Below are 21,621 nucleotides of genomic sequence, written 5' to 3' on the forward strand. Positions count from 1 at the left end.
ACGGGCGCAATGCGGATCGGCATCGTCTGCCCGTACTCCTTCGACGTACCCGGCGGGGTGCAGAACCACGTCATGGACCTGGCGGAGGCGCTGATCGGGCTCGGGCACGAGGTGAGCGTCCTCGCCCCGGCGGACGAGGACTCGCCGTTGCCGCCGTACGTGGTGTCGGCCGGCCGGTCGGTGCCGCTGCCGTACAACGGCTCGGTGGCCCGGATCGCGTTCGGGCCGGTCTCCACCGCCCGGGTCCGCCGCTGGATCACCCGGGGCGACTTCGACGTGCTGCACGTGCACGAACCGCTCGCGCTGAGCCTGTCCATGCTCGCCGTGCTCTCCGCCCGCGGGCCGGTGGTGGCCACCTTCCACACCGCGATGACCCGGTCCCGGATGCTCGCCGCCGCCCAGGGGGTGCTCCAGATCGTGTTGGAGCGGATCACCGCGCGGATCGCGGTGAGCGCCCTGGCCCGCAAGGTGCAGGTCGAGCACCTGGACGGCGGGGCGGTGGAGATTCCCAACGGCGTGGCGGTGGCCAAGTTCGCCGGGGTCGAGCCGCTGCCCGGCTGGCCGGGGGAGTGCGGGCCGGGCCGTGGCGGCACCCTCGGCTTCCTGGGCCGCTTCACCGAGCCCCGCAAGGGATTCCCGATCCTGCGCGACGCCTTCGTCGAGCTGGCCCGGCAGCGTCCCGGCCTGCGCCTGCTGGTCGCCGGTCCCGGTGACCCGGACGACCTGTTCGACAGGTTCCCGCCCGACCTGCGGGACCGGGTCACCTTCCTCGGCCTGGTCTCCGAGGAGGAGAAGGCGCGGATGCTGCGCAGCGTGCACCTCTACGTCGCGCCGAACACCGGCGGCGAGTCCTTCGGCATGATCCTCACCGAGGCGCTCGCCGCCGGCTCCACCGTCGTGGCCAGCGACCTGGACGCCTTCCGCCGGGTGCTGGACGGCGGCCGGGCCGGACGACTGTTCCCCACCGGCGACGCGGCGACCCTGCGTGCGACGCTGTCGCAGTTGCTCGACGACCCGGCCCAGCGGGCGGAGCTGACCGCCTGCGGTGATCAGGTGGTGGCCAATTTCGACTGGCCCGTGGTTGCCCGCCGGGTTCTGGAGGTATACGCAGCGGCGATCGAGGCGACCGACGGGCGGGTGATCGACCAGGAGTGGGTGGAGTTGACCTGATCGGGAGGAACGGGAGCAGCACTACGATGCCGGGCATGTGGTGGGTGGTGGGCGCGACGGTGGTCGTCGCCCTGGTCGCGGTGTACCTGATCTGGACCGCCGGCCGGGTCGAGCGGCTCCAGGACCGCGCTCAGCTCGCCGCCCGCGCTTTGGACGCCCACCTGCTGCGCCGGGCCGCCGCCGCGGCGGTGCTGGCCGAGCGCCGCTACGGCGTCGAGCTGTACGCGGCGGCGCGGATCGCCCTCGACGCCGAGCCGGAGGAGCGGGAGGCGGCCGAGAACGACCTGACCCGGCAGCTGCGGTCGGTCCAGCTCGATCCCGGCGACGCCGACTGCGAGGCGGTCATCGCCGCCAGCCGGCGGCTGGCCCTGGCCCGCCAGGTGCACACCGACCTGGTCCGCGACGCCCGGTCGGCGCGGAGCCGGCCGCTGGTGCGGCTGTTGCGGATGGGACGCCGGCACACCTGGCCGCGCTACTTCGACATCGACGACCCGACGCTGACCGTCCCGGCCGCCGACGTGCCCAGCCGCTGAGCCCGCTGGCGGGCCCTATCGCGCGCCAGGCCCGACCGTGGCCGGGCCCCGGGTGACGGCGGCCACAGAGCAGGCCACCACGGGACTGATTGGCTGTCGGAGCGGCGTTCGCCCGGGCGTAGCATCTGCGCTGCCACCTCCCGAGGACGCCTGAGGAGCGACGACGTGTCCGAGACGACTTCCCCGAACACCGCCACCCCGGTCGTCGGCACCGCGCGCGTGAAGCGCGGCATGGCCGAGATGCTCAAGGGCGGTGTGATCATGGACGTGGTCACCCCCGAGCAGGCCAAGATCGCCGAGGACGCCGGTGCGGTCGCGGTGATGGCGCTGGAGCGGGTACCCGCGGACATCCGGGCCCAGGGCGGGGTGTCCCGGATGAGCGACCCCGACATGATCGACGGCATCATCAACGCGGTCTCCATCCCGGTGATGGCCAAGGCCCGCATCGGTCACTTCGTCGAGGCGCAGATCCTCCAGTCCCTCGGGGTCGACTACGTCGACGAGTCGGAGGTGCTCACCCCGGCCGACTACGCCAACCACATCGACAAGTGGGCGTTCACCGTGCCGTTCGTCTGCGGCGCGACGAACCTGGGCGAGGCGCTGCGCCGGATCACCGAGGGCGCCGCCATGATCCGCTCCAAGGGCGAGGCCGGCACCGGCGACGTCTCCAACGCCACCACCCACATGCGGAAGATCCGCCAGGAGATCCGTCGCCTGTCGTCGCTGCCGACCGACGAGCTGTTCGTCGCCGCGAAGGAGTTGCAGGCACCGTACGAGCTGGTCAAGGAGATCGCCGAGACCGGCAAGCTGCCGGTGGTGCTCTTCACCGCCGGTGGCATCGCCACCCCGGCCGACGCGGCGATGATGATGCAGCTCGGTGCCGAGGGCGTCTTCGTCGGCTCCGGCATCTTCAAGTCCGGCAACCCGGCCCAGCGGGCCGCCGCCATCGTGAAGGCGACCACCTTCCACGACGACCCGGACGTGCTGGCCAAGGTCTCCCGGGGCCTCGGCGAGGCGATGGTCGGCATCAACGTCGACGACCTCCCGCAGCCGCACCGCCTCGCCGAACGTGGCTGGTGACGTGACGGCACCCGTGATCGGTGTGCTCGCCCTGCAGGGCGATGTCCGCGAACACCTCGCGGCCCTGACCGCGGCGGGCGCGCGGGCCTGTCCGGTACGCCGGCCGGCGGAACTGGACGCGGTCGACGGCCTGGTCATCCCGGGCGGGGAGTCCACCACGATCAGCAAGCTGGTCGACATCTTCGAGCTGCGCGGCCCGATCGACAAGCGGATCGCCGACGGGATGCCGGTCTACGGCTCCTGCGCCGGAATGATCATGATGGCTGAAGAGGTGCTCGACGGCCGGCCGGACCAGCGCGGCTTCGACGGCATCGCGATGACCGTTCGCCGCAACGCGTTCGGCCGGCAGGTCGACTCCTTCGAGGCGCCGGTGGAGATCTCCGGCATCCCGGGCGGGCCGCTGCACGCGGTCTTCATCCGCGCGCCCTGGGTCGAGCGGGTCGGCGAGGGCGTCGAGGTGCTGGGCAAGGTGGCCGACGGCCCGGCCACCGGCCGGATCGTCGCCGTACGCCAGAACAACCTGCTGGCGACCTCGTTCCACCCGGAACTGACCGGCGACCCTCGCCTGCACGCCTACTTCGTCAACCTGGTCCACGCCACCCGCTGACCCGCCCCGCCCACCCGCACCACCCGCCCCGCACGCGCCCCACCCGCCGCGCACGCGCCCCACCCGCCGGGCACGTGCGGCAGCAGTTTCGGGGGTGTTGCTCCCTCGACTCGCTTCGAGGCAGCAACATCCCCGAAACTGCGCGGATCTTCCCGGTGGGGGTGGGCGGCGGGCGGGCGCCAGGGCGGCGGGGTCAGCTGGCGACCGAGCGGAGGCCGCCGGGGCGGCGGCCCAGCAGGCGGTCCAGCGTCGCGGCGCTGTCCGCGTCGGCGGGCTGCTGCACCACCAGCCGTTGCTGGTCGTCGGCGAGTTCCAGGGTCTCGTACGACAGCCGAAGCGGCCCGACCTCCGGATGCCGCAACCAGCGCACCCCGCTCGGCCGCACCGCGACCGGCCGGCGCTGCCACCGGGACTGGAACGGTTCCCCGACAGTACGGGCGAGCCGTTCGGCGAACGCGTCGGTGGCGGGCTCGCCGCCGCGCAACCGGTGCAGGTCGGCCACCTGCTGGTCGGCGAGATCCGCCCAGTCGGGGAAGTGCTGGCGTGCGCGCTCGTCGGTGAAGAGGAACCACACGAGGTTTGGCCGCTCGTCGTCGAGCAGCCCGACGGGGCGGGCCAACCGGTCGAACGGGTCGTTCCAGGCCAGCACGTCGCCGAGCCGGTTGAGCAGGTACGCCGGCCGGTCCCGCAGCGCCTCCAGCAACGTGCGGACCTGCGGGCGTACGGTCCGCGACACGACCGGACGCCCACCCGCGCACAGGCGCCGGCGGTGGTCCACCGACGCGAGTTGCTGAAGGTGCCGCCGGTCGGCGTCGTCGAGCCGCAGCGCCTCGGCCAGCGCGGCGAGGATGCCCGGCGACGGGCGGGTGTCCCGGCCCTGTTCGAGCCGGGTCAGGTATTCCACGCTCACCTGGGCCAACGTGGCCAACTCCGCCCGCCGCAGGCCCGGCGTACGCCGCCGGCCGTTGGTGGGCAACCCCACCTGCTCGGGTCGCAGCGCCTCCCGGCGGCTACGGAGGAACGCGCCCAACTCGCCGTCCATCACGCATCCAGTCTGCCGCGTCCGATGCCCGGGAGCCTGTCCCCGCCGGGGCTACCCTCCCGCCGGTCTCCCCAAGCGCTCCCGGCAGCGGTGGGATCGGGTCATGAACAGTACGCAGCAGCACAGACCGATCATGGTGGGCCTCGTGGTGGGCAGCAGTCGGCAGGGGCGACGCGGCCCGGCGGTGGCGGGATGGGTGGCCGAAACGGCGGCCCGGCATCCGGCGACGAAAGCGGGGGAGGTGACCGTCGAACTGATCGACCTGGCCGAGCAGCGGCTGCCGATGCTCGACGAACCGGTGCCGGCCAGGTTCGGCGACTACCGCCACGAGCACACCCGTCGCTGGTCGACGGTGGTGGCGGCCTGCGACGCCTTCATCTTCGTCACCCCGGAGTACAACAGCTCGGTCCCGGCGGTACTCAAGAACGCCATCGACCATCTGGACGCCGAGTGGCGCGGCAAGCCGGCCGGATTGCTCAGCTACGGGGCGCGGGGCGGTGGGCGGGCCGCCGCGCACCTGCGGGCGATCCTCGGTGAGGTGGGCATGAAGGTCCGACCGGACCACGTCGAGTTGCAGCTCTTCACCGACTTCCAGTGGCCCGCCGGGAGTACCTCCGACCCGACCGCGAAAGCCCGGATCGCACCCGCGCCGGAACGTGCGGCCGAAGTGACGCTGATGGTCACCGACCTGGTGGCCGCCGGCCGAGCCGCCGACCCGGTGCCGGTGTCGTGAGCACGGACACCCTCCTGATCAGCTACCGGGTCCGGACCGACTGTCTCGACGAGCATCTGGCGCTGCTCAACCCGGTCCACGAGGAACTGGCCCGAGTCCGGCCACCGGGGTTTCGCTATCTGACCCTCCGGCTCGACGACGGGTTCAGCTTCGTCGACGTCGTCATCGGCCCGGACCTGCCCGGACCACTGCCGTCGCTGGAGGCGTTCGGCCGCTTCCGGGCCGGGCTCGATGAGCGATGCGAGCAGCGCAGCACGACCGAGTTCACCGTGCTGGGGTCGTACGGCATGGGCGAATAGCTTCGTCCGCTTTGTGGCGATCGGGGGAGGGTCGGCCGACGGCTGACGTGCGGCGGGTGACGACCACCCGCCGCACGTCGGTAGGATTGTCGAGATTCGGCAGGGCCATCTGGCCGCCACTGCTTCCACCAGAGCTGACCGGCACCACCGTGTGCGCCGGTGCGGAGCGGGGCGCTCGGTGCGGTCGATGCAGACGGCGGGTAGCAACGGAGGTAACAGATGTCCGGCCACTCAAAGTGGGCGACGACCAAGCACAAGAAGGCGGTCATCGACGCCAAGCGCGGCAAGATGTTCGCCAAGCTGATCAAGAACGTGGAGGTCGCGGCGCGTACCGGTGGCGGTGATCCGGCCGGCAACCCGACGCTCTACGACGCGATCCAGAAGGCCAAGAAGAATTCGGTCCCCAACGACAACATCGACCGGGCCGTCAAGCGCGGCTCCGGCCTGGAGGCCGGCGGCGCCGATTACCAGACGATCATGTATGAGGGGTACGGCCCGAACGGCGTCGCGCTGCTGATCGAGTGCCTGACCGACAACCGCAACCGCGCCGCCACCGAGGTGCGCACCGCACTGACCCGCAACGGCGGCTCCTTCGCCGATGCCGGTTCCGTGTCGTACATGTTCTCCCGCAAGGGTGTGGTGATCGTGCCCAAGGCCGGCACCACCGAGGACGACGTGATGCTGGCCGTCCTCGACGCGGGCGCCGAGGAGGTCAACGACCTGGACGAGGCGTTCGAGGTGGTCTCCGAGCCGACCGACCTGCTCGCCGTGCGGACCGCGTTGCAGGACGCCGGCATCGAGTACGAGTCGGCCGAGTCCTCCCTGGTGCCAAGCGTCACCGTGCCGCTGGACGAGGAGGGCGCGCGCAAGATCTTCAAGCTGATCGACGTCCTGGAGGACAGCGACGACGTGCAGAACGTCTACGCCAACTTCGACGTCTCCGACGAGGTCATGGCCGCCGTCGGCTGACCCCGGGCAGTGGGCGGCGATCGCTGACAGCCTGAGCGTGCGCGGTGTGCCCGACAGGTCGACCGACGGCGACTAGACTGCCGTGGTGGCTAGCAGGTCCGGGCAGATCGTCAGCGGCATCGGGACGTCGGCTGTGGCGGTGGGAGCAGTCGTGCTTCTGCTGAGCCTTGCCACTAAGGCGCTCGATCGGGAAGTCGTCTTCGCCGCCGCATTGCTCGTGGTCGGGGGTCTTCTGTTGCGGGCTGCATTCTGGGGAAACAGCGGCCGGGGTCGGGCTCCGAGCCGTGCAGGATGACAGGTCTCAGCGATGAGATCATGGCTGCGGTCGGCTGACCCAGCCACGAGCGGTAGCCGGCGTCGACCGGCCTGGGCCGGAGCCTTCCGTGGCCCGGGGATATCGATGGCGGAGTTCTATGATGCGCCGGTGGACAAGAGATCGGCGGAGACCGTCGGCGCACTGGGCACACTTGGGGCACTGGGCGGAGCGTTCGCCTTCCTCCTTGGCTTCGCCGATGTGGGCTATGGCGACAAACTTCTCGCTGCCGGAGGGCTCCTGGTGCTCAGTGGCCTGCTGCTGCGGATAGAAGCCGCGATCTGGCGGAGTAGCGGGCCGACGGCTGGCGGCGACTGAACGATCGGTGCGCACCGCGTCTTCTCCCTGGCGTACGGGAGATCTTGGAAAATTCCCGTTAGCGAAGAACGGAAAGTGTCCAAGATTTGCTCGCCTCGACGGGCTTGACGGTGTGCGAGCGGGCCGGGGCCGGTCGGCTGACGGTTGCTAAAGACTTCTTTCTAAAGCATTCTCTACTGTATGGCTGACGAGATACCTCGGCGCGCGCTCAAGGTCACTGACCCGCGTGCCCTGCGGGCGTACGCCCACCCGCTGCGGATGCGCCTGATCGGGCTGCTGCGCGGCGAAGGGCCGATGACCGCGACCCAGGCGGCGGCCCGGCTCGACGACAACGTGCCGAACTGCTCGTTCCACCTGCGGCAACTCGCCAAGTACGGGTTCGCCGAACGGGTGCCCGGTGCGGACGCTCGGGAACGGCCCTGGCGGGCCACCACGCAGTACACCTCCTGGGACGACGACTCCGACGACCCGGCCATGCGGGCGGCCACGGACCAGATCAACAGCGTGATGGTCGACGTCTACCTGCAACGGGCGCGCGACTACCTCGCGATCCGCGCCGACGAGCCCGTCGAGTGGCGGGCCGCCGCCGGCTTCGGTGACGCGTTGCTGCACGTCACCGCCGCCGAGCTGGGTGAGATCACGGAACAGATCGACGCGCTGCTGGCCCGGTACGACGACCGGATCGCCGACCCGGCGAAACGCCCGCCCGGGTCCCGCCCGGTGACATTCGTCCAGATGGCGCTGCCGCGTGGCGCCGTACCGCCGCAAGAGACCGCGGGCGGAGACGGGTCGTGACCGAATCACTCGTCCTGACCGACCCGGCGCCGCCGCGGCGGCCGCGCATCCCACGGCTGCTGCGGCAGGCGGCCTTCCGGCGCTACTGGTCCGCGCAAGCCGTCTCGCTCTTCGGTGACCAGATCACCGTGCTCGCGGTGCCGCTGCTGGCCGTGCTCGCCTTCGGCGCCGGACCCGCCGAGATGGGGTACCTGACCGCCGCCTCGCTGCTGCCGAACCTGTTCTTCTCCCTGCCGGCCGGCGCCTGGGTGGACCGGCGCCCCCGCCGACGCCAGGTGATGATCGTCGCCGATATCGGTCGGGCGGTGCTGCTGCTGGCCGTACCGCTGCTCTGGTGGGTGGACGCGCTGAACCTGCCGCTGCTCTGTGTCGTGGCCTTCCTGGTCGGGATCCTCTCGGTGTTCTTCGAGGTGGCGCACACCAGTCTGTTCGCCGCGCTGGTCCGACGGCCGGACTACGTGGACGCCAACAGTCTGATCAACGGCAGCAGGGCCATGTCGCACGTGGCCGGCCCGAGCATCGGCGGCGTGCTCGTGCAGGTGCTCACCGCCCCGTTCGCCCTCTTCTCCGGGGTGTTCACCTATCTGACCTCGGCGGTCTTCCTGGCCCGGACAACGGTCACCGAACATCCCGTGCAGAGCGGACCCGGCCGGGGGATGGCCGCCGGGGTGCGGTACGTGGGCCGCTCGGCGGTCCTCCGGGCGACGTTGCTCGGCACCACCACGCTCAACCTGTTCAGTTACATGTTCGCCGCGCTCTTCGTGCTGTACGTGACCACCGAGCTGGGTGTCTCCGCGGGCCTGCTCGGCCTGATCATCGGGGCCGGCGCGGTCGGTGGACTGCTCGGCGCGGCGGTCACCGGTGCGATCAGTCGCCGGATCGGCATCGGCCCCGCGGTACTCCTCGGTTTCGTCGCCTTCCCGGCCCCGATGGTCCTCGTGCCGCTGGCCACGGGGCCACAGCCGCTGGTGCTCGCGCTGTTGTTCGCCGCCGAGTTCGTTGCCGCGCTGGGCGTCATGATCCTCGACATCGCCGTCGGATCGGTGCAGATCGCGGCCACCCCGGTGGCGATGCTCGCCGTGGTCTCCGGCTTCCGCCGCACCGTCAACTACGGCATCCGCCCGATCGGTGCCGTGCTCGGCGGTACGCTCGGCGCCGCGATCGGGGTACGTCCCGCCCTCTGGATCGCCAGCCTCGGCGCCCTGCTCGGGGTGCTCTGGGTCGTCTTCTCCCCGCTGCGCACCATGCGCACCCTGCCCGAGAACTGAAGCCCCGGCCATCAGAACTTCCCCGAGCCGGTAGCCGGACGCGTCACCCGCCCAGTCAGCCGCTCCCGTCGGCCGTGGCACACGGGGCAGCCGCAACCGCCCACTGTGGATATGCTCGCCGCTGATTTTCGAGTCGACCGAAACGGGGCGGACATGAGCAGTGTCGACAATCGGCAGGACGTACCGGAGAAGGTGGCCAGCCTGGCCGCGGAACGCGGGCTGGGTACGTTGATCGACAAGCGCAGCAGCGGCAATCCCATCAGCTCCGCACTCACGATCGTCGCCGTCGGCGCGGTGGCGATCCTGGTGTCGGTCGCCCTCTTCGCGCTCGCGGCCTCCTGGCGACCGCTCGTCTGGGCGGCGATCCCGTCGTTGGCGCTCGGGATCTGTGCTGTCGGCTGGTTCGTCGCGGTGTTGGTGAGGGGCTTCGAGGCCGGCTACCTCTACCCTGGCGGGATGGTGTACGTCCGCAACGGCAACGCCCGCGCCGCCACCTGGGCCGAGATGGCCGAGGTGGAGGTCCAGGTCTTCGGTGGTGGCACGCTGTTCGCCGGCAAGACCGCGGCGTACCTGATGAAGCCGACCGGCCAGGCGCCGATGCGGGTCAACTCGATCGACGTCGGGCTCAAGGACGGGGAGCAGGATCCGGTCGGCGCACTGATCCTGCGGCTCGCCAGCGAGGCCGGGCGCCCGATCAGCCAGAAGCTCGTCGGCAAGAAGTAGAGCGGCATCTGCGAGCGTGACGACGGCTGGCCGGTTCGCGCCGGGTGACGTGGTGGTGCGGCGGGAGATCCTGCGCGGTGAGGTGTGGTTCAGCTGCCCCACGATCTGCGTCGAGGACTCGCCCGACCTGCTCGCTCTCTACCTGCCGCCGAGAGCCGAGTTCGGCTTTCCGGAGTCGGGTGAGTTCCCGTGCGGTCGGCATCCGTGGCAGCTCGCCGGGCACACCGCCTGGACGGGGCACGGCAAGCTGATGCTGCAACGGCCCGGCGAGGCGCACTCGGTCGACGTGTTCTGGTCGGGCCCGGAGCGTGCCTTCGCCGGCTGGTACTTCAACCTCCAGGATCCGTTCCGGCGTACGCCGATCGGGGTGGACACCCTGGATCACGAGCTGGACCTGTGGTGGGCGGCGGACGCCGAGCGGTACGTCTTCAAGGATGTGGAGATCTTCGCGCAGCGGCTGGTGGAGGGGCGCTACCCGGGCATGGGCGACGCGATCCGCGCCGAGGGCGACCGGATCGCCGCCCTGCTGGACGCCGGTGAGCGCTGGTGGGACGAGTCCTGGTCGACCTGGCGCCCCGATCCCACCTGGCCCACCCCCCGTCTCCCCGCCAACTGGGCAACCCTCCCACCCCACCGCTGATCGCCGGCACCGTCGGGGAAACTGCTGCATCGCGGCGCTTCGAGGCGGCAACTTCGGGGAAACTGCTGCATCGCGCGGCGCTCAGGCAGCAACTTCGGGGAAACTGCTGCCTGAGCGCGAGGGGAGAGCGCGAGGGGAGAGCGCGGTCAGCCCAGGGTTTCGCGTTCGCGCCAGGCGGTGCGGATGGAGGTGCGGCCGTTGGTGCGTAGCAGGGAGCCTTCGTACACCCGAGCTCCGGCGAGCAGGAACCCCGCCGCCGTGACCAGGAGCAGGGCCAGCGAGACGATCAGCTCCCACGCGGCGGCGTCCCCGGTGAACAACCGCAGCGGCATCGCCGTCGGTGCCGAGAAGGGCAGGTAGGACAGCACCCGCATGGCGGTGACGTTGTCGTTGAGAAAGATCACCGCGAAGAACGGCAGCATCACCGCGAGCTGTACCGGCATCGACACGCCACCGATGTCCTCCAGCCGGTTCACCAGCGCGCCGGCCGCCGCCCACATCGACGCGATAAGCACGAAGCCGAGCAGGAAGAACGGCACGAACCAGCCGATCGCCGGCCCGAGCAGCGACAGCAGCGTGGTGTTGTCGCCGAACGTCATGCCGGCCACGGCGACCACGGCCACCAGGGCGATCTGCCCGAGCGCGAGGATCGTACCGGCGAGCATCTTCCCGGCCAGCAGGGCGCGGACCGGCACCGCGGCGACGAGGATCTCCACGATCCGGGTCTGCTTCTCCTCGATGATGCTCTGCGCGATCTGCACCCCGAAGGTCTGCGAGGTGATGAAGAAGATGAAGGCGAAGGCGAACGGCACCAGGAAGGCCACCACCGGGTCCACCGCGTCCGGATTCAGCAGCCGGACCGGTGGTTCGGTGCTCAACGCGGAGACCACGTCGTCGGGGGCGTCGTCCATGGCGAGCACGGCCGGGCCGGCGACCACGGCGGCGTCCGCGTCGCCGTCGCGCACCGCCTGTTCGGCGGCGGCGTCGTCGGGTACGGCGAGCACCTCCAGCCCGGCCGCCCGCAACGGGCCGGCCGCCGCCTCGGTCACCGCCACGGTGGACGGCCCACCGGACAGCAACGGCGGCAGGATCGTCGCCGCCGCGGCGATCAGCAGGAAGACGAGGGTGCTGATCAGGAAGGTACGGTCGCGCAGCTTGACCCGGATCTCCCGGGCGGCGACCAGGCGGGTGGCCTGCATGGTGTTCACTTGGCGACCTCTCGGAAGATCTCGGCGAGGGATGGGGCGACCGGGCGGAACGCGCGGACCGGGCCGCGCTCGAGGGCGGCGCGCAGCACCGGTTGTTCGTCGGTGCCGGCGGCCAGGTCGAACACGGCGCGTGCGCCGTCGAGGTCGACCAGGCTCACCCCGGGGTGGTCGCGCAGCCAGCCGGCGTCGGTCTCCACCACCAGCTCGAAACGGGGCGTGGTGTACGCCGAGCGCAACTGCTCCCGACTGCCGGCGGCCCGGATCGAGCCGTCCGCGATGATCACCAGGTCGTCGCAGAGCCGCTCGACCACGTCGAGCTGGTGACTGGAGAAGAGCACCGGAGCACCGGCGGTGGCCCGCTCCCGCAGGACGCCGACGACCGTGTCCACGGCCAGCGGATCGAGGCCGGAGAAGGGCTCGTCCAGTACCAGCACCTCCGGGTCGTGCACCAGCGCGGCGGCGATCTGGGCCCGCTGCTGATTGCCCAGGGACAGCGTCTCCAGCAGGTCGTTGCCCCGCTCGGCGAGACCGACCCGCTCCAACAGCCCGTCGGTGGCGCGGCGAGCGGCGTCGGCGGTCAACCCGTGCAGCTGACCCAGGTAGGTGACCTGCTCACGGACGCTCATCTTCGGGTACAGGCCGCGTTCCTCGGGCATGTACCCGAAGCGCCGCCGCGCATCCCGGCTCAGCGGCTCACCCCGCCACGTCACCCGGCCGGCGTCGGCGGCGAGCACCCCGAGGATGATCCGCATGGTGGTCGTCTTGCCGGCGCCGTTGCCGCCGACGAAGCCGGTCATCCGGCCGGCGACGACGTCGAAGGAGACGTCCTTGAGTACCTGACGGTCGCCGAAGCTGCGGTCGACGCCGTCGAGACGGAGCACGCTGGTCATGGCCCAACGCTAGGTCGTCGGTGGCCGGCTGCCGTCCGCCCGCCGAGGGAGATCACGACTCCCTCTCGCGGCGGAGGCCGCTCACCCGCCGGGCCGGACCACCCCGTGTTCGTACGCGAAGACCACCGCCTGTACCCGGTCGCGCAGACCCAGTTTGGCCAGCACCCGGCTGACGTGTGACTTCACCGTCGCCTCGCCCAGGTGCAGGCCGGCGGCGATCTCGGCGTTGCTGGCACCCCCGGCGACGAGCACCAGGACTTCCCGTTCCCGGGGGGTCAGGCTGTCCAGCGTCGCCGCCGGACCGACGTCACCACCGGGCCTGTCGCCGGGGCGGGCAAAGGTGGCGATCACCCGCCGGGTGAGTTCCGGCGCGAGCAGGCCGTCGCCTCGGGCCACCACCCGGATCGCGTCGACCAGGGCCTCCGGTGTGCCGTTCTTGAGCAGGAAGCCACTCGCGCCGGCGCGCAACGCGGCGAACAGGTAGTCGTCCCGGTCGAACGTGGTCAGCATCAGTACGGCTGGCCCACCTGGCTCGTCCGCGTCGGCGCTGATCCGCCGGGTGGCCTCCAGCCCGTCCACCCCGGGCATCTCCACGTCCATCAGCACCACGTCCGGACGCAGCGCCCGGGTCATGCCGACGGCCCGCTCCCCGTCGGCGGCCTCGCCGACCACCTCGATGTCGTCCTCGATCTCCAGGATCACCCGGAACCCGGTACGCACCAGGTGGTGATCGTCGGCGAGGAGCACCCGGATCGGGTTCACGCCGGGCTCCCCGCCGGGAGTGGGAAGCGGACCCGCACCCGCCAGCCACCCCCGGTGCGCGGACCCACCTCCAATTCGCCGCCGTGGGTCGCGACCCGTTCCCGCATCCCGATCAGCCCCAGCCCGTCGGCGTTCGCCGAGCGGCTGGCCCGGCCGTCGTCGCTCACCTCGACCTCCATCTCCTGCGCCAGATACCGGATCCGGACGTCGAGCAGACTCGCCCCGGTGGCGTGCTTCAACACGTTCGTCACGGCCTCCTGCACCACCCGGTACGCGGCCTGGGAGACCGATTCCGGCAGCGGCTGCGGGTCGCCGTACACCCCCAGGGTGGCGCGTAGCCCGGCCTCGCCGGCCCGGTCCACCAGGGCGGCTATCCGGTCGACCCCGGCCGGCTGTCGGGTGTCCTCCGGGTCGCCGTCGCGGGCCCGCAGCACGCCGAGCATCCGGCGCAACTCGTCGACCGCCTGGCGGGCGGTCTCCTCGATGGAGGCGAGCGCGGTGCGGGCCTTCGCCGGATCCTTGTCGAAGACCCGGCGACAGGCCGCCGCCTGCACCCCCATCACCGAGACGTGGTGGGCGACCACGTCGTGCAGCTCACGGGCGATCCTGACCCGCTCGCCGACCACCGCGTGCTCGCGTACCTCGGCTTGTGACCGGCGTAGCCGTTCCGCCTGCTCGACCACCTGGTGCTGGCGACGGGCGGCCACCCAGGCGATCTCGCCGAAGAAGTACGCGAACCCGAAGTACAGCGCGTTCACCAGGACGCCGGTGACGATCGCGGCGAGCACCGGCGGCACCGGGCCGACGGCGTCGTCGAAGCTCCTCGCGGTGAGCGTGCGGTAGTTGATCGACAGGGAGATGCCCATCCAGGTGAACATCGCGATGATCACGCCGATCCGCAGCCGGCGGGACAACCGACGGTCCCGGCCCCAGGCACCGAGGGTGTAGATGGCGATGAACAGCGCCCAGGAGGAGAGCTGCCACTCGGGAACGGCACGCACCTGTGATCCGATGAACGCGGCCGACACGGCGAGCGTGGCGGCGGCCGGAAACCGGCGGCGCCAGATCAGCGGCAACGGCACCGCGACGGTCCAGAGGAGCTGTTCGACGCCGGACGGCGGTGGTCCGAGCACGAACGCACCGGTGCTGCGGGCCAGGGTCAGGCTGAGCAGGGCGAGGGCCGTCGCGGCCAACCCGGCGTACAGGTCCAGCCGTCGCTGCTCCGGCGTCGGCCCCGGCCGTCGCCACTCGTCACTGGCCTCGGCCCGGCGCCACTCGTCGGTGGTCTCGACGGGTTGCCGCCACACGTCGGTGGTCTCGGTGGTCACCTTGGGCAGCATGCCACTGCCGCGCCGCCCGTCCGTCGTGTCGGGTGCGGCCAGGTGGTCGTTGCGGTAACTGCCCTCACGGAAAGTGCTGCCCCACCGCCCCCAACCACTACCCCTGCCCTCCCTTTGCTCTGCTTCAACCGACGCAACACTCACGGAACGTATCAGCAGGCGTGGCAGGTGCGGTCCGAGGCCGACGCAGCCTGCCAGCTCAAGCGCCAGTGCGTGGGTTGAAGCAGAGCAAAGCGTGCGGAGTGGGGTAGAGGGGGGTCCCGTTGTCGTGACGCTCGGTGACAGTGACTCTCCGTGTGCGGTTTCCGGTGCCGGTCTGGGCAGCGCGGGGCCGAACAGGGGTCGGGTGATCAGTCGGCGACGTGGCCGGCCATCGGCGGGAGCGGACAGTGCAGCAGACCGCAGATCGTCCGCAGCAGCTCGGCTTCGGGCACGGTCATCATGCCGTCGTGGCTGATCACCGCGACGGTGGCCGCCACCAGTCGTTCCTTGTCTGCCGGGCGTAGTCCGTCCAGCACCGGCCAGGCGGTCTCCAGGGCGAGCACGCCGTTCTCCGGTGGCGCGTACGGCAGGTCGCCGGGCAGCAGGGCGCCGACGCCGGCCTGGAAGGCCCGTTCCGCCTCGGGTCGGTCGGGGTGCCCGACCTGGGCAAGCGTGGCCAGCAGGGCGGCTGCGGCGGAGCGCGCGTCGGTGAGTTTCCGCCGGTCGGTACGCCAGCGGGAGTCCGGCCGCAGCGACTCCTCCAGCTCGGCCAGCAACAGCCGGGACAGGCAGTACTCGGTCACGTTTATCGCGCCGTCCGCCTGGATCAGCGTGAACACGGCCGCCAGCAGTGACTCCAACTCGGGGTCGGGTCGATCGCGTAGCGCCGGGAAGGCCAACTCGGCCAGCGGCAGACGCAGCTCGGCGGGCAGCTCGACCAGGTCGTCGGCCGCGCGCAGGGCATCGTCGGCCAGTTCCTGGCCGTGCCGCTGGGCCACTGCGGCGTACTGGTGCTGTCGGACCTCCGACTCGGCGCCGAGTAGCAGGCCGAGCAGCAGCGGCACGGCCGCCTGCCGATCGCGGGCCCGGTCGAGCAGCGGATCCGGGATCCGGTCGAGGATGGCTGCGGCGTGGGTGTAGGCGCTCGCGGTGGGGGCGGCGACCCGGGCCAGCACCTCGTCCGGTGCGACGCGCAGGCGTTCGCCGCCGCCCGGTGACCCGGGCCGGGCCTGCCGCGCCCGGCCGGCCGGCTCTGGACGGCCTGCCGTGGCCGGGTGGTCCGACGCGTTGGCCGGGGCCAGGCCGAGGGCGACGTCCTCCTGACGGCCCGACGGCGGTGCCGCCGCCCACCGCCGCGACAACTGTTGCAGCTGGGCCGGGTCGAAGGACGGCTCCAGTGCCTTGATCCGGTCGGCGAGCGGGGGATGGGTGGCGAACCACGACGTCCGGGCCGCCTCGCCGAAGAGCATGTGCCCCACCTCGTCGCGCTTGGGCGACTTCAGCTCGGACCCGTCGCTGAGACCCCCGATCTTCTTCAGCGCCCCGGCGATGCCCCGGGTCTGGCGGGTGTACTGCACGGCGGAGGCGTCGGCGAGGTACTCCCGCTGCCGGGAGACCGACGCCTGGATGAGCCGCCCGGCGAGCACCCCGACGTAGCCGGCCACCAGCAGGGCCAGGCCCACCAGCGCCAACGGGGCGGCGCTGCCGCCGCTGTTGTTGCCGCGTGACCGGCCACCGCCGATGACACCCGCACGGGCCAGCCCACGGCCGATCACGGTGAGGAAGAGGATGCCGAACAGCAGGCCCATCAACCTGATGTTGAGCCGCATGTCGCCGTTGACGACGTGACTGAACTCGTGGGCGATGACGCCCTGGAGTTCGTCGCGGTTGAGTCGCTGCAACGCGCCCCGGGTGACGGCGACGGCGGCGTCGGCCGGGGTCCACCCGGCGGCGAACGCGTTGATCGCCGTCTCCTCCGGCAGCACGTACACCTCGGGCACGGGTACGCCGGAGGCCAGCGCCATCTCCTCGACGACATTGCGCAGCCGGCGCAGCTCGGGATCGGTGGTGTTCGTCGGCACCGGCACCCCGCCCAGCTCGCGGGCCACCTTCCCGCCCCCGCCGCGCAACGCGAGCGTACGGACCAGGGCGGCCAGCCCGATCGCGGTGAGGGTGGCGACGGTGACCATGGCGACGAACCCGGCGAGCTGGCCGGGATCGGCGGTGGTGGCGTTGAAGGCGAACAACGCCGCGAGGTTCACCACCACCACGATCCCGACCACGGCCAGCACGAACAGCAGCACCAGCCGGGTCGACAGCCGGCGCACCTGACGCTGCCGTTCGAAGAAGTTCATCGCGACCCGATCAGAACGAGACCTGCGGCGCCTGGCGCTGCTGCGGGTCGTCCGGCTGGAACAGCTCCGCCGGGCCGAACGAGAACATCCCGGCCACCACGCTGGACGGGAACACCTCGCGCTTGTTGTTGTAGGCCATCACCGCGTCGTTGTACGCCTGCCGGGCGAACGCGACCCGGTTCTCCGTGGAGGTCAGCTCCTCCGACAGTTGCATCATGTTCTGGTTGGCCTTCAGGTCCGGGTACGCCTCGGAGAGCGCGAACAGCCGACCAAGAGTGGCGGTGAGGGCGTTCTCGGCGCCGCTGAGCTGCTGCATCGCCGCCGGGTCGCCCGGAGCCGCGGCGGCGGTGGCCTGCGCGTTGACGGCGGCGTTGCGGGCGTTGATCACCGCTTCGAGGGTCTCCCGCTCGTGCTTGAGGTAGCCCTTGGCGGTCTCGACCAGGTTGGGGATCAGGTCGTGTCGCCGGACGAGCTGCACGTCGATCTGGGCGAAGGCGTTGCGGTACGCGTTGCGGGCCCGGACCAGCCCGTTGTAGATCGACACGCCGAAGCCGAGCACCGCCACGACGATCAACACCAGGCACACCAGTCCGATGATCAGTTCCACGGCCGCTCCCTCGGTGTGTGGGTACTTCCGCTGATCATCGTACGTTCGTCGGTCCAGGCCCGCTCCTGCTCAACGTGCGGGCGTCGATCAGCCTCCCGACGATGGCGGGAACGGTCCGTCGAGCCCTTAGTCGGGTCCGCCGTGAGTGACCGTCCGGTGACCGCCGGTGCGGGCTCGGTGCCAGGGCGCGGGCCGGCGGTGTGGCGCGCTGGAGGCGGCGTCGGGGCGCGGTTAGGGTGGTACGACCGACTCGATCATCCGACCCCGGGGGGCCTCCGCATGGGCGATTCGTTCGCGCATCTGCACGTGCACACGGAGTACTCGATGCTCGACGGGGCGGCCCGGCTCAAGGACCTGTTCGCCGAGGTCAAGCGGCAGGGAATGCCGGCGGTGGCAATGACCGACCACGGCAACATGCACGGCGCGAACGACTTCTACAAGCAGGCGATGGCCGCCGGGGTGACCCCGATCCTGGGCATCGAGGCGTACGTGGCGCCGGAGTCGCGGTTCCACAAGTCTCGGGTGCGGTGGGGCCGGCCGGAGCAGAAGAGCGACGACGTCTCCGGTAGCGGTGGCTACACCCACAAGACCATCTGGGCGCGCAACAAGACCGGCCTGCACAACCTGTTCGCGCTGACCTCGCGCTCCTACACCGAGGGCTACTTCGTCAAGTGGCCCCGGATGGACGCCGAACTGCTCGCCGAGTACGCCGACGGACTGATGGCCACCACCGGCTGCCCCTCCGGTGAGGTGCAGACCCGGCTGCGGCTCGGCCACGACGCGCAGGCCCTCGAGGCCGCCGCGAAGTACCAGGAGATCTTCGGCAAGGAGAACTACTTCCTGGAGCTGATGGACCACGGCCTGGACATCGAGAAGCGGGTCCGCGACGGGCTGCTGGAGATCGGCCGCAAGCTCAACATCCCGCCGGTGGTCACCAACGACTCGCACTACACCCACGAGGCGCAGTCCGAGGCGCACGACGTGCTGCTGTGCGTGCAGACCGGCAGCAACGTCGCCGACCCGAACCGGTTCAAGTTCGGCGGCAGCGGCTACTACATCAAGTCAGCCGACGAGATGCGCGGCGTGGACAACTCCGACGCCTGGCTGGAGGGTTGCCGCAACACGCTGCTGGTGGCGGAGCGGGTCGACCCGACCGGGATGTTCGAGTTCCACAACCTGATGCCGCGCTTCCCGGTCCCCGACGGCGAGACCGAGGAGTCGTGGTTCCGCAAGGAGACCTTCGCCGGCCTGGCCCGCCGGTACCCGGAGGGCATCCCCGAGGGGCACGTCGTGCAGGCCGAGTACGAGCTGGGCGTCATCATCCAGATGGGCTTCCCGTCGTACTTCCTCGTGGTGGCCGACTTCATCCAGTGGGCCAAGGCGCAGGGCATCGCCGTCGGTCCCGGCCGTGGCTCCGCCGCCGGTTCCCTCGTGGCGTACGCCCTGGGCATCACCGACCTGGATCCGATCCCGCACGGGCTGATCTTCGAGCGGTTCCTCAACCCCGAGCGGGTCTCGATGCCGGATGTCGACATCGACTTCGACGAGCGTCGGCGCGGCGAGGTGATCAAGTACGTCACCGACAAGTGGGGCGAGGACAAGGTCGCCCAGATCGCCACCTTCGGCACGATCAAGGCGAAGGCCGCGATCAAGGACTCGGCTCGGGTGCTCGGCTACCCGTACGCGGTCGGCGACCGGATCACCAAGGCGATGCCACCGGCGGTGATGGGCAAGGACATCCCGCTCACCGGCATCTTCGACCCGAAGCACCCGCGCTACGCCGAGGCCGGCGAGATCCGTGGCCTGTACGAGTCCGACCCCGACGTCCGCAAGGTGATCGACACCGCCAAGGGCATCGAGGGGCTGATCCGGCAGACCGGCGTGCACGCCGCCGGGGTGATCATGTCCGCCGAGCCGATCATCGAGCACATCCCGCTGATGCGGCGGGACGCCGACGGGGCGATCATCACCCAGTTCGACTACCCGACGTGTGAGTCGCTCGGGTTGTTGAAGATGGACTTCCTCGGCCTGCGCAACCTGACCATCATCGACGACGCGCTGAAGAACATCGAGCTGAACCACGGGCTCAAGGTCGACCTGCTCAAACTGCCGTTGGACGACAAGCCGACGTACGAGCTGCTGGCCCGGGGCGACACCCTCGGCGTGTTCCAACTCGACGGTGGGCCGATGCGGTCGCTGCTGCGGCTGATGAAGCCGGACAATTTCGAGGACATCTCCGCCGTCCTGGCGCTGTACCGGCCCGGCCCGATGGGCGCCAACTCGCACACCAACTACGCGCTGCGCAAGAACGGGCTCCAGGAGATCACCCCGATCCACCCGGAGCTGGCCGAGCCGCTGGAGGAGATCCTCGGCCCGACCCACGGTCTGATCGTCTACCAGGAGCAGGTGCAGCGCGCCGCCCAGGTGCTCGCCGGGTACAGCCTCGGCAAGGCCGACCTGCTGCGCCGGGCGATGGGCAAGAAGAAAAAGGAGGTCCTCGACAAGGAGTTCATCCCGTTCCGCGACGGGATGAAGAGCAACGGCTACTCCGACGAGGCCATCAAGACCCTGTGGGACATCCTCGTCCCGTTCGCCGACTACGCCTTCAACAAGGCGCACACCGCCGGCTACGGCCTGGTGTCGTACTGGACCGGTTACCTCAAGGCCAACTACCCGGCCGAGTACATGGCGGCGCTGCTGACCTCCGTCGGCGACGACAAGGACAAGATGGCCATGTACCTGTCGGAGTGCCGGCGGATGGGCATCCAGGTGTTGCCGCCGGACGTGAACACTTCGGCCGGCCCGTTCACCCCGGTCGGCCGGGAGATCCGCTTCGGCCTCGGCGCGATCCGCAACGTCGGCGCGAACGTGGTCGCCGCGATCATGCGCTGCCGCGAGGAGAAGGGCGAGTACGCCGACTTCTACGACTTCCTGTCCAAGGTCGACGCGGTGGTCTGCAACAAGAAGACAATCGAATCCCTGATCAAGGCGGGGGCGTTCGACTCGCTGAAGCATCCCCGCAAGGGCCTGCTCGCGGTGCACGCCGACGCCATCGACGCGTACGCCGACGTCAAGCGCAAGGAGGCCGTCGGGCAGTACGACCTGTTCGGCGCGGGCTTCGGTGACGCCGAGGTGGCGACGAACACCACGGTCATGCCGGTCATCGCCGAGGGGGAGTGGGACAAGCGGGACAAGCTCGCCTTCGAGCGCGAGATGCTCGGCCTGTACGTCTCCGACCATCCCCTGTTCGGCCTGGAGCACATTCTCGGCGCGGCGGCCGACACCACGATCGCGGCGCTGTCGGAGGAGGGCACCGTGCCCGACGGCGCGGTGGTCACCCTCGCCGGCATCCTCTCCGGCGTGCAGCGGCGGGTCACCAAGCAGGGCCGGGCGTGGGCCTCGGCCACCCTGGAGGACCTGGCCGGTGGCGTGGAGACGTTGTTTTTCCCGAACACCTACGAGGTGATCGGACAGTACATCGCCGAGGACGCGATCGTGGTGGTCAAGGGTCGGGTCGACCGGCGCGACGACACTCCGCGCATCATGGCGATGGACATGTCCCTGCCGGACATCAGCACCAGCACGGCGAACAAGCCGGTCACCCTCACCATCCCGGTGACCCGCTGCACCCCGCCGCTTGTGGAGCGGCTCAAGGAGACCCTGGTGCTGCACCCCGGCGACGCCGAGGTACACGTCAAGCTCCTCAACGGCACCCGCACCACCACCCTGCGCCTGAGCCCGGTCCGCGTCGCCGCCACCACCGCCCTGATGGCCGACCTGAAAAGCGTCCTAGGCCCCGCCAACGTCACCTGACCCCACCCCCTCGACACTCGCCGATCTTGCACTTTTCGTCGCTGAAATGCGTCGATTAGCACCCTTTGGGTAGACAACAACTGCAAGATCGCCGAGAACGGGGTGGGGTGGGGTGGGGGTTAGAGGCCGGAGAGGCGTTGGCCGGCTCGGACCACGGCCATGGCGTGGCGTTCGC

General features: G+C 70.7%; 20 protein-coding genes. 13 read left to right on the top strand and 7 right to left on the bottom strand.

Annotation, left to right across the window (positions count from 1 at the left end):
• The first annotated feature begins 9 nt into the window (after positions 1 to 9).
• The 4 genes from KBX00_RS07735 to pdxT all read left to right on the top strand — a co-directional run bounded on the left by KBX00_RS07735 (position 10) and on the right by pdxT (position 3,390).
• Positions 10 to 1,170, top strand: a complete 1,161-nt coding sequence (locus KBX00_RS07735; RefSeq protein ID WP_210824688.1) for a glycosyltransferase family 4 protein — start codon at positions 10 to 12, stop codon at positions 1,168 to 1,170.
• Positions 1,171 to 1,196: 26 nt separating this feature from the next.
• On the top strand, positions 1,197 to 1,703 hold the full coding sequence (locus KBX00_RS07740; protein ID WP_210824691.1) for a hypothetical protein: 507 nt from the start codon (positions 1,197 to 1,199) through the stop codon (positions 1,701 to 1,703).
• A gap of 165 nt (positions 1,704 to 1,868) precedes the next feature.
• On the top strand, positions 1,869 to 2,783 hold the full coding sequence (pdxS, locus tag KBX00_RS07745) for a pyridoxal 5'-phosphate synthase lyase subunit PdxS (RefSeq protein WP_210824694.1): 915 nt from the start codon (positions 1,869 to 1,871) through the stop codon (positions 2,781 to 2,783).
• 1 nt (position 2,784) lies between these two features.
• The gene (gene pdxT, locus KBX00_RS07750; RefSeq protein ID WP_210824697.1) at positions 2,785 to 3,390 is read left to right on the top strand and encodes a pyridoxal 5'-phosphate synthase glutaminase subunit PdxT; all 606 of its coding nucleotides are present in this window, start codon (positions 2,785 to 2,787) and stop codon (positions 3,388 to 3,390) included.
• Positions 3,391 to 3,583: 193 nt separating this feature from the next.
• On the opposite strand, the gene KBX00_RS07755 is transcribed toward pdxT, so the two are convergent.
• The gene (locus KBX00_RS07755; RefSeq protein ID WP_301547548.1) at positions 3,584 to 4,432 is read right to left on the bottom strand and encodes a helix-turn-helix transcriptional regulator; all 849 of its coding nucleotides are present in this window, start codon (positions 4,430 to 4,432) and stop codon (positions 3,584 to 3,586) included.
• A 103-nt stretch (positions 4,433 to 4,535) separates the two neighbouring features.
• On the opposite strand from KBX00_RS07755, the gene KBX00_RS07760 reads away from it, so the two are divergent.
• The 8 genes from KBX00_RS07760 to KBX00_RS07795 all read left to right on the top strand — a co-directional run bounded on the left by KBX00_RS07760 (position 4,536) and on the right by KBX00_RS07795 (position 10,490).
• Positions 4,536 to 5,165 (top strand): NADPH-dependent FMN reductase, encoded by a 630-nt coding sequence (locus KBX00_RS07760; protein ID WP_210824701.1) that lies wholly within the window; start codon positions 4,536 to 4,538, stop codon positions 5,163 to 5,165.
• Positions 5,162 to 5,464, top strand: coding sequence for a hypothetical protein (locus tag KBX00_RS07765; RefSeq protein WP_210824704.1), 303 nt, complete (start codon positions 5,162 to 5,164; stop codon positions 5,462 to 5,464). The genes KBX00_RS07760 and KBX00_RS07765 overlap by 4 nt, the downstream gene beginning before the upstream one ends.
• Positions 5,465 to 5,683: 219 nt before the next feature.
• The gene (locus KBX00_RS07770) at positions 5,684 to 6,433 is read left to right on the top strand and encodes a YebC/PmpR family DNA-binding transcriptional regulator (protein WP_210824707.1); all 750 of its coding nucleotides are present in this window, start codon (positions 5,684 to 5,686) and stop codon (positions 6,431 to 6,433) included.
• A gap of 400 nt (positions 6,434 to 6,833) precedes the next feature.
• Positions 6,834 to 7,064, top strand: a complete 231-nt coding sequence (locus KBX00_RS07775) for a hypothetical protein (protein WP_210824709.1) — start codon at positions 6,834 to 6,836, stop codon at positions 7,062 to 7,064.
• Between the two features lie 180 nt (positions 7,065 to 7,244).
• Positions 7,245 to 7,859: a helix-turn-helix domain-containing protein gene (locus KBX00_RS07780; RefSeq protein ID WP_210824712.1), complete on the top strand. Its 615-nt coding sequence runs from the start codon at positions 7,245 to 7,247 to the stop codon at positions 7,857 to 7,859.
• Positions 7,856 to 9,127 carry an MFS transporter gene (locus KBX00_RS07785; RefSeq protein WP_210824714.1) on the top strand — a complete coding sequence of 424 codons (1,272 nt, stop codon included), beginning with the start codon at positions 7,856 to 7,858 and terminating at the stop codon, positions 9,125 to 9,127. The genes KBX00_RS07780 and KBX00_RS07785 overlap by 4 nt, the downstream gene beginning before the upstream one ends.
• 153 nt (positions 9,128 to 9,280) lie before the next feature.
• Entirely contained in the window at positions 9,281 to 9,850 is a 570-nt protein-coding gene (locus KBX00_RS07790; protein WP_210824717.1) for a hypothetical protein, read from the top strand.
• Between the two features lie 16 nt (positions 9,851 to 9,866).
• Positions 9,867 to 10,490 carry a DUF402 domain-containing protein gene (locus KBX00_RS07795; protein WP_307868246.1) on the top strand — a complete coding sequence of 208 codons (624 nt, stop codon included), beginning with the start codon at positions 9,867 to 9,869 and terminating at the stop codon, positions 10,488 to 10,490.
• 146 nt (positions 10,491 to 10,636) lie between these two features.
• Here KBX00_RS07795 and KBX00_RS07800 read toward each other — a convergent pair whose 3' ends face one another.
• The 6 genes from KBX00_RS07800 to KBX00_RS07825 all read right to left on the bottom strand — a co-directional run bounded on the left by KBX00_RS07800 (position 10,637) and on the right by KBX00_RS07825 (position 17,633).
• A complete protein-coding gene (locus KBX00_RS07800; protein WP_210824720.1) occupies positions 10,637 to 11,698 on the bottom strand; it encodes an ABC transporter permease in 1,062 nt (353 codons plus the stop codon).
• On the bottom strand, positions 11,695 to 12,588 hold the full coding sequence (locus KBX00_RS07805; RefSeq protein WP_210824723.1) for an ABC transporter ATP-binding protein: 894 nt from the start codon (positions 12,586 to 12,588) through the stop codon (positions 11,695 to 11,697). Before KBX00_RS07805 ends, KBX00_RS07800 begins: the two co-directional genes overlap by 4 nt.
• 81 nt (positions 12,589 to 12,669) lie before the next feature.
• A complete protein-coding gene (locus KBX00_RS07810; RefSeq protein ID WP_210824726.1) occupies positions 12,670 to 13,350 on the bottom strand; it encodes a response regulator transcription factor in 681 nt (226 codons plus the stop codon).
• Positions 13,347 to 14,657, bottom strand: a complete 1,311-nt coding sequence (locus tag KBX00_RS07815; RefSeq protein WP_307868251.1) for a sensor histidine kinase — start codon at positions 14,655 to 14,657, stop codon at positions 13,347 to 13,349. Before KBX00_RS07815 ends, KBX00_RS07810 begins: the two co-directional genes overlap by 4 nt.
• A gap of 383 nt (positions 14,658 to 15,040) precedes the next feature.
• Positions 15,041 to 17,026, bottom strand: a complete 1,986-nt coding sequence (locus KBX00_RS07820; protein ID WP_210824731.1) for a M48 family metallopeptidase — start codon at positions 17,024 to 17,026, stop codon at positions 15,041 to 15,043.
• Positions 17,027 to 17,036: 10 nt separating this feature from the next.
• Positions 17,037 to 17,633: a LemA family protein gene (locus tag KBX00_RS07825; protein ID WP_198413173.1), complete on the bottom strand. Its 597-nt coding sequence runs from the start codon at positions 17,631 to 17,633 to the stop codon at positions 17,037 to 17,039.
• Positions 17,634 to 17,912: 279 nt separating this feature from the next.
• On the opposite strand from KBX00_RS07825, the gene dnaE reads away from it, so the two are divergent.
• Entirely contained in the window at positions 17,913 to 21,446 is a 3,534-nt protein-coding gene (dnaE, locus tag KBX00_RS07830; protein ID WP_210824733.1) for a DNA polymerase III subunit alpha, read from the top strand.
• Positions 21,447 to 21,621 lie beyond the last annotated feature (175 nt).

The organism is Micromonospora sp. C95, from assembly GCF_018070465.1.
In the GTDB taxonomy this organism is placed as follows: Bacteria; Actinomycetota; Actinomycetes; order Mycobacteriales; family Micromonosporaceae; genus Micromonospora.

Excerpts from the sequence above, each read along its gene's own strand:
- KBX00_RS07760 (WP_210824701.1), top strand. The coding sequence starts at position 4,536 with ATGAACAGTACGCAGCAGCACAGACCGATCATGGTGGGCCTCGTGGTG.
- KBX00_RS07740 (WP_210824691.1), top strand. The coding sequence starts at position 1,197 with ATGCCGGGCATGTGGTGGGTGGTGGGCGCGACGGTGGTCGTCGCCCTG.
- dnaE (WP_210824733.1), top strand. The coding sequence starts at position 17,913 with ATGGGCGATTCGTTCGCGCATCTGCACGTGCACACGGAGTACTCGATG.
- KBX00_RS07735 (WP_210824688.1), top strand. The coding sequence starts at position 10 with ATGCGGATCGGCATCGTCTGCCCGTACTCCTTCGACGTACCCGGCGGG.
- KBX00_RS07775 (WP_210824709.1), top strand. The coding sequence starts at position 6,834 with ATGGCGGAGTTCTATGATGCGCCGGTGGACAAGAGATCGGCGGAGACC.
- KBX00_RS07820 (WP_210824731.1), bottom strand. The coding sequence starts at position 17,026 with ATGAACTTCTTCGAACGGCAGCGTCAGGTGCGCCGGCTGTCGACCCGG.
- KBX00_RS07755 (WP_301547548.1), bottom strand. The coding sequence starts at position 4,432 with ATGGACGGCGAGTTGGGCGCGTTCCTCCGTAGCCGCCGGGAGGCGCTG.
- KBX00_RS07790 (WP_210824717.1), top strand. The coding sequence starts at position 9,281 with ATGAGCAGTGTCGACAATCGGCAGGACGTACCGGAGAAGGTGGCCAGC.
- KBX00_RS07805 (WP_210824723.1), bottom strand. The coding sequence starts at position 12,588 with ATGACCAGCGTGCTCCGTCTCGACGGCGTCGACCGCAGCTTCGGCGAC.
- KBX00_RS07770 (WP_210824707.1), top strand. The coding sequence starts at position 5,684 with ATGTCCGGCCACTCAAAGTGGGCGACGACCAAGCACAAGAAGGCGGTC.
- KBX00_RS07780 (WP_210824712.1), top strand. The coding sequence starts at position 7,245 with ATGGCTGACGAGATACCTCGGCGCGCGCTCAAGGTCACTGACCCGCGT.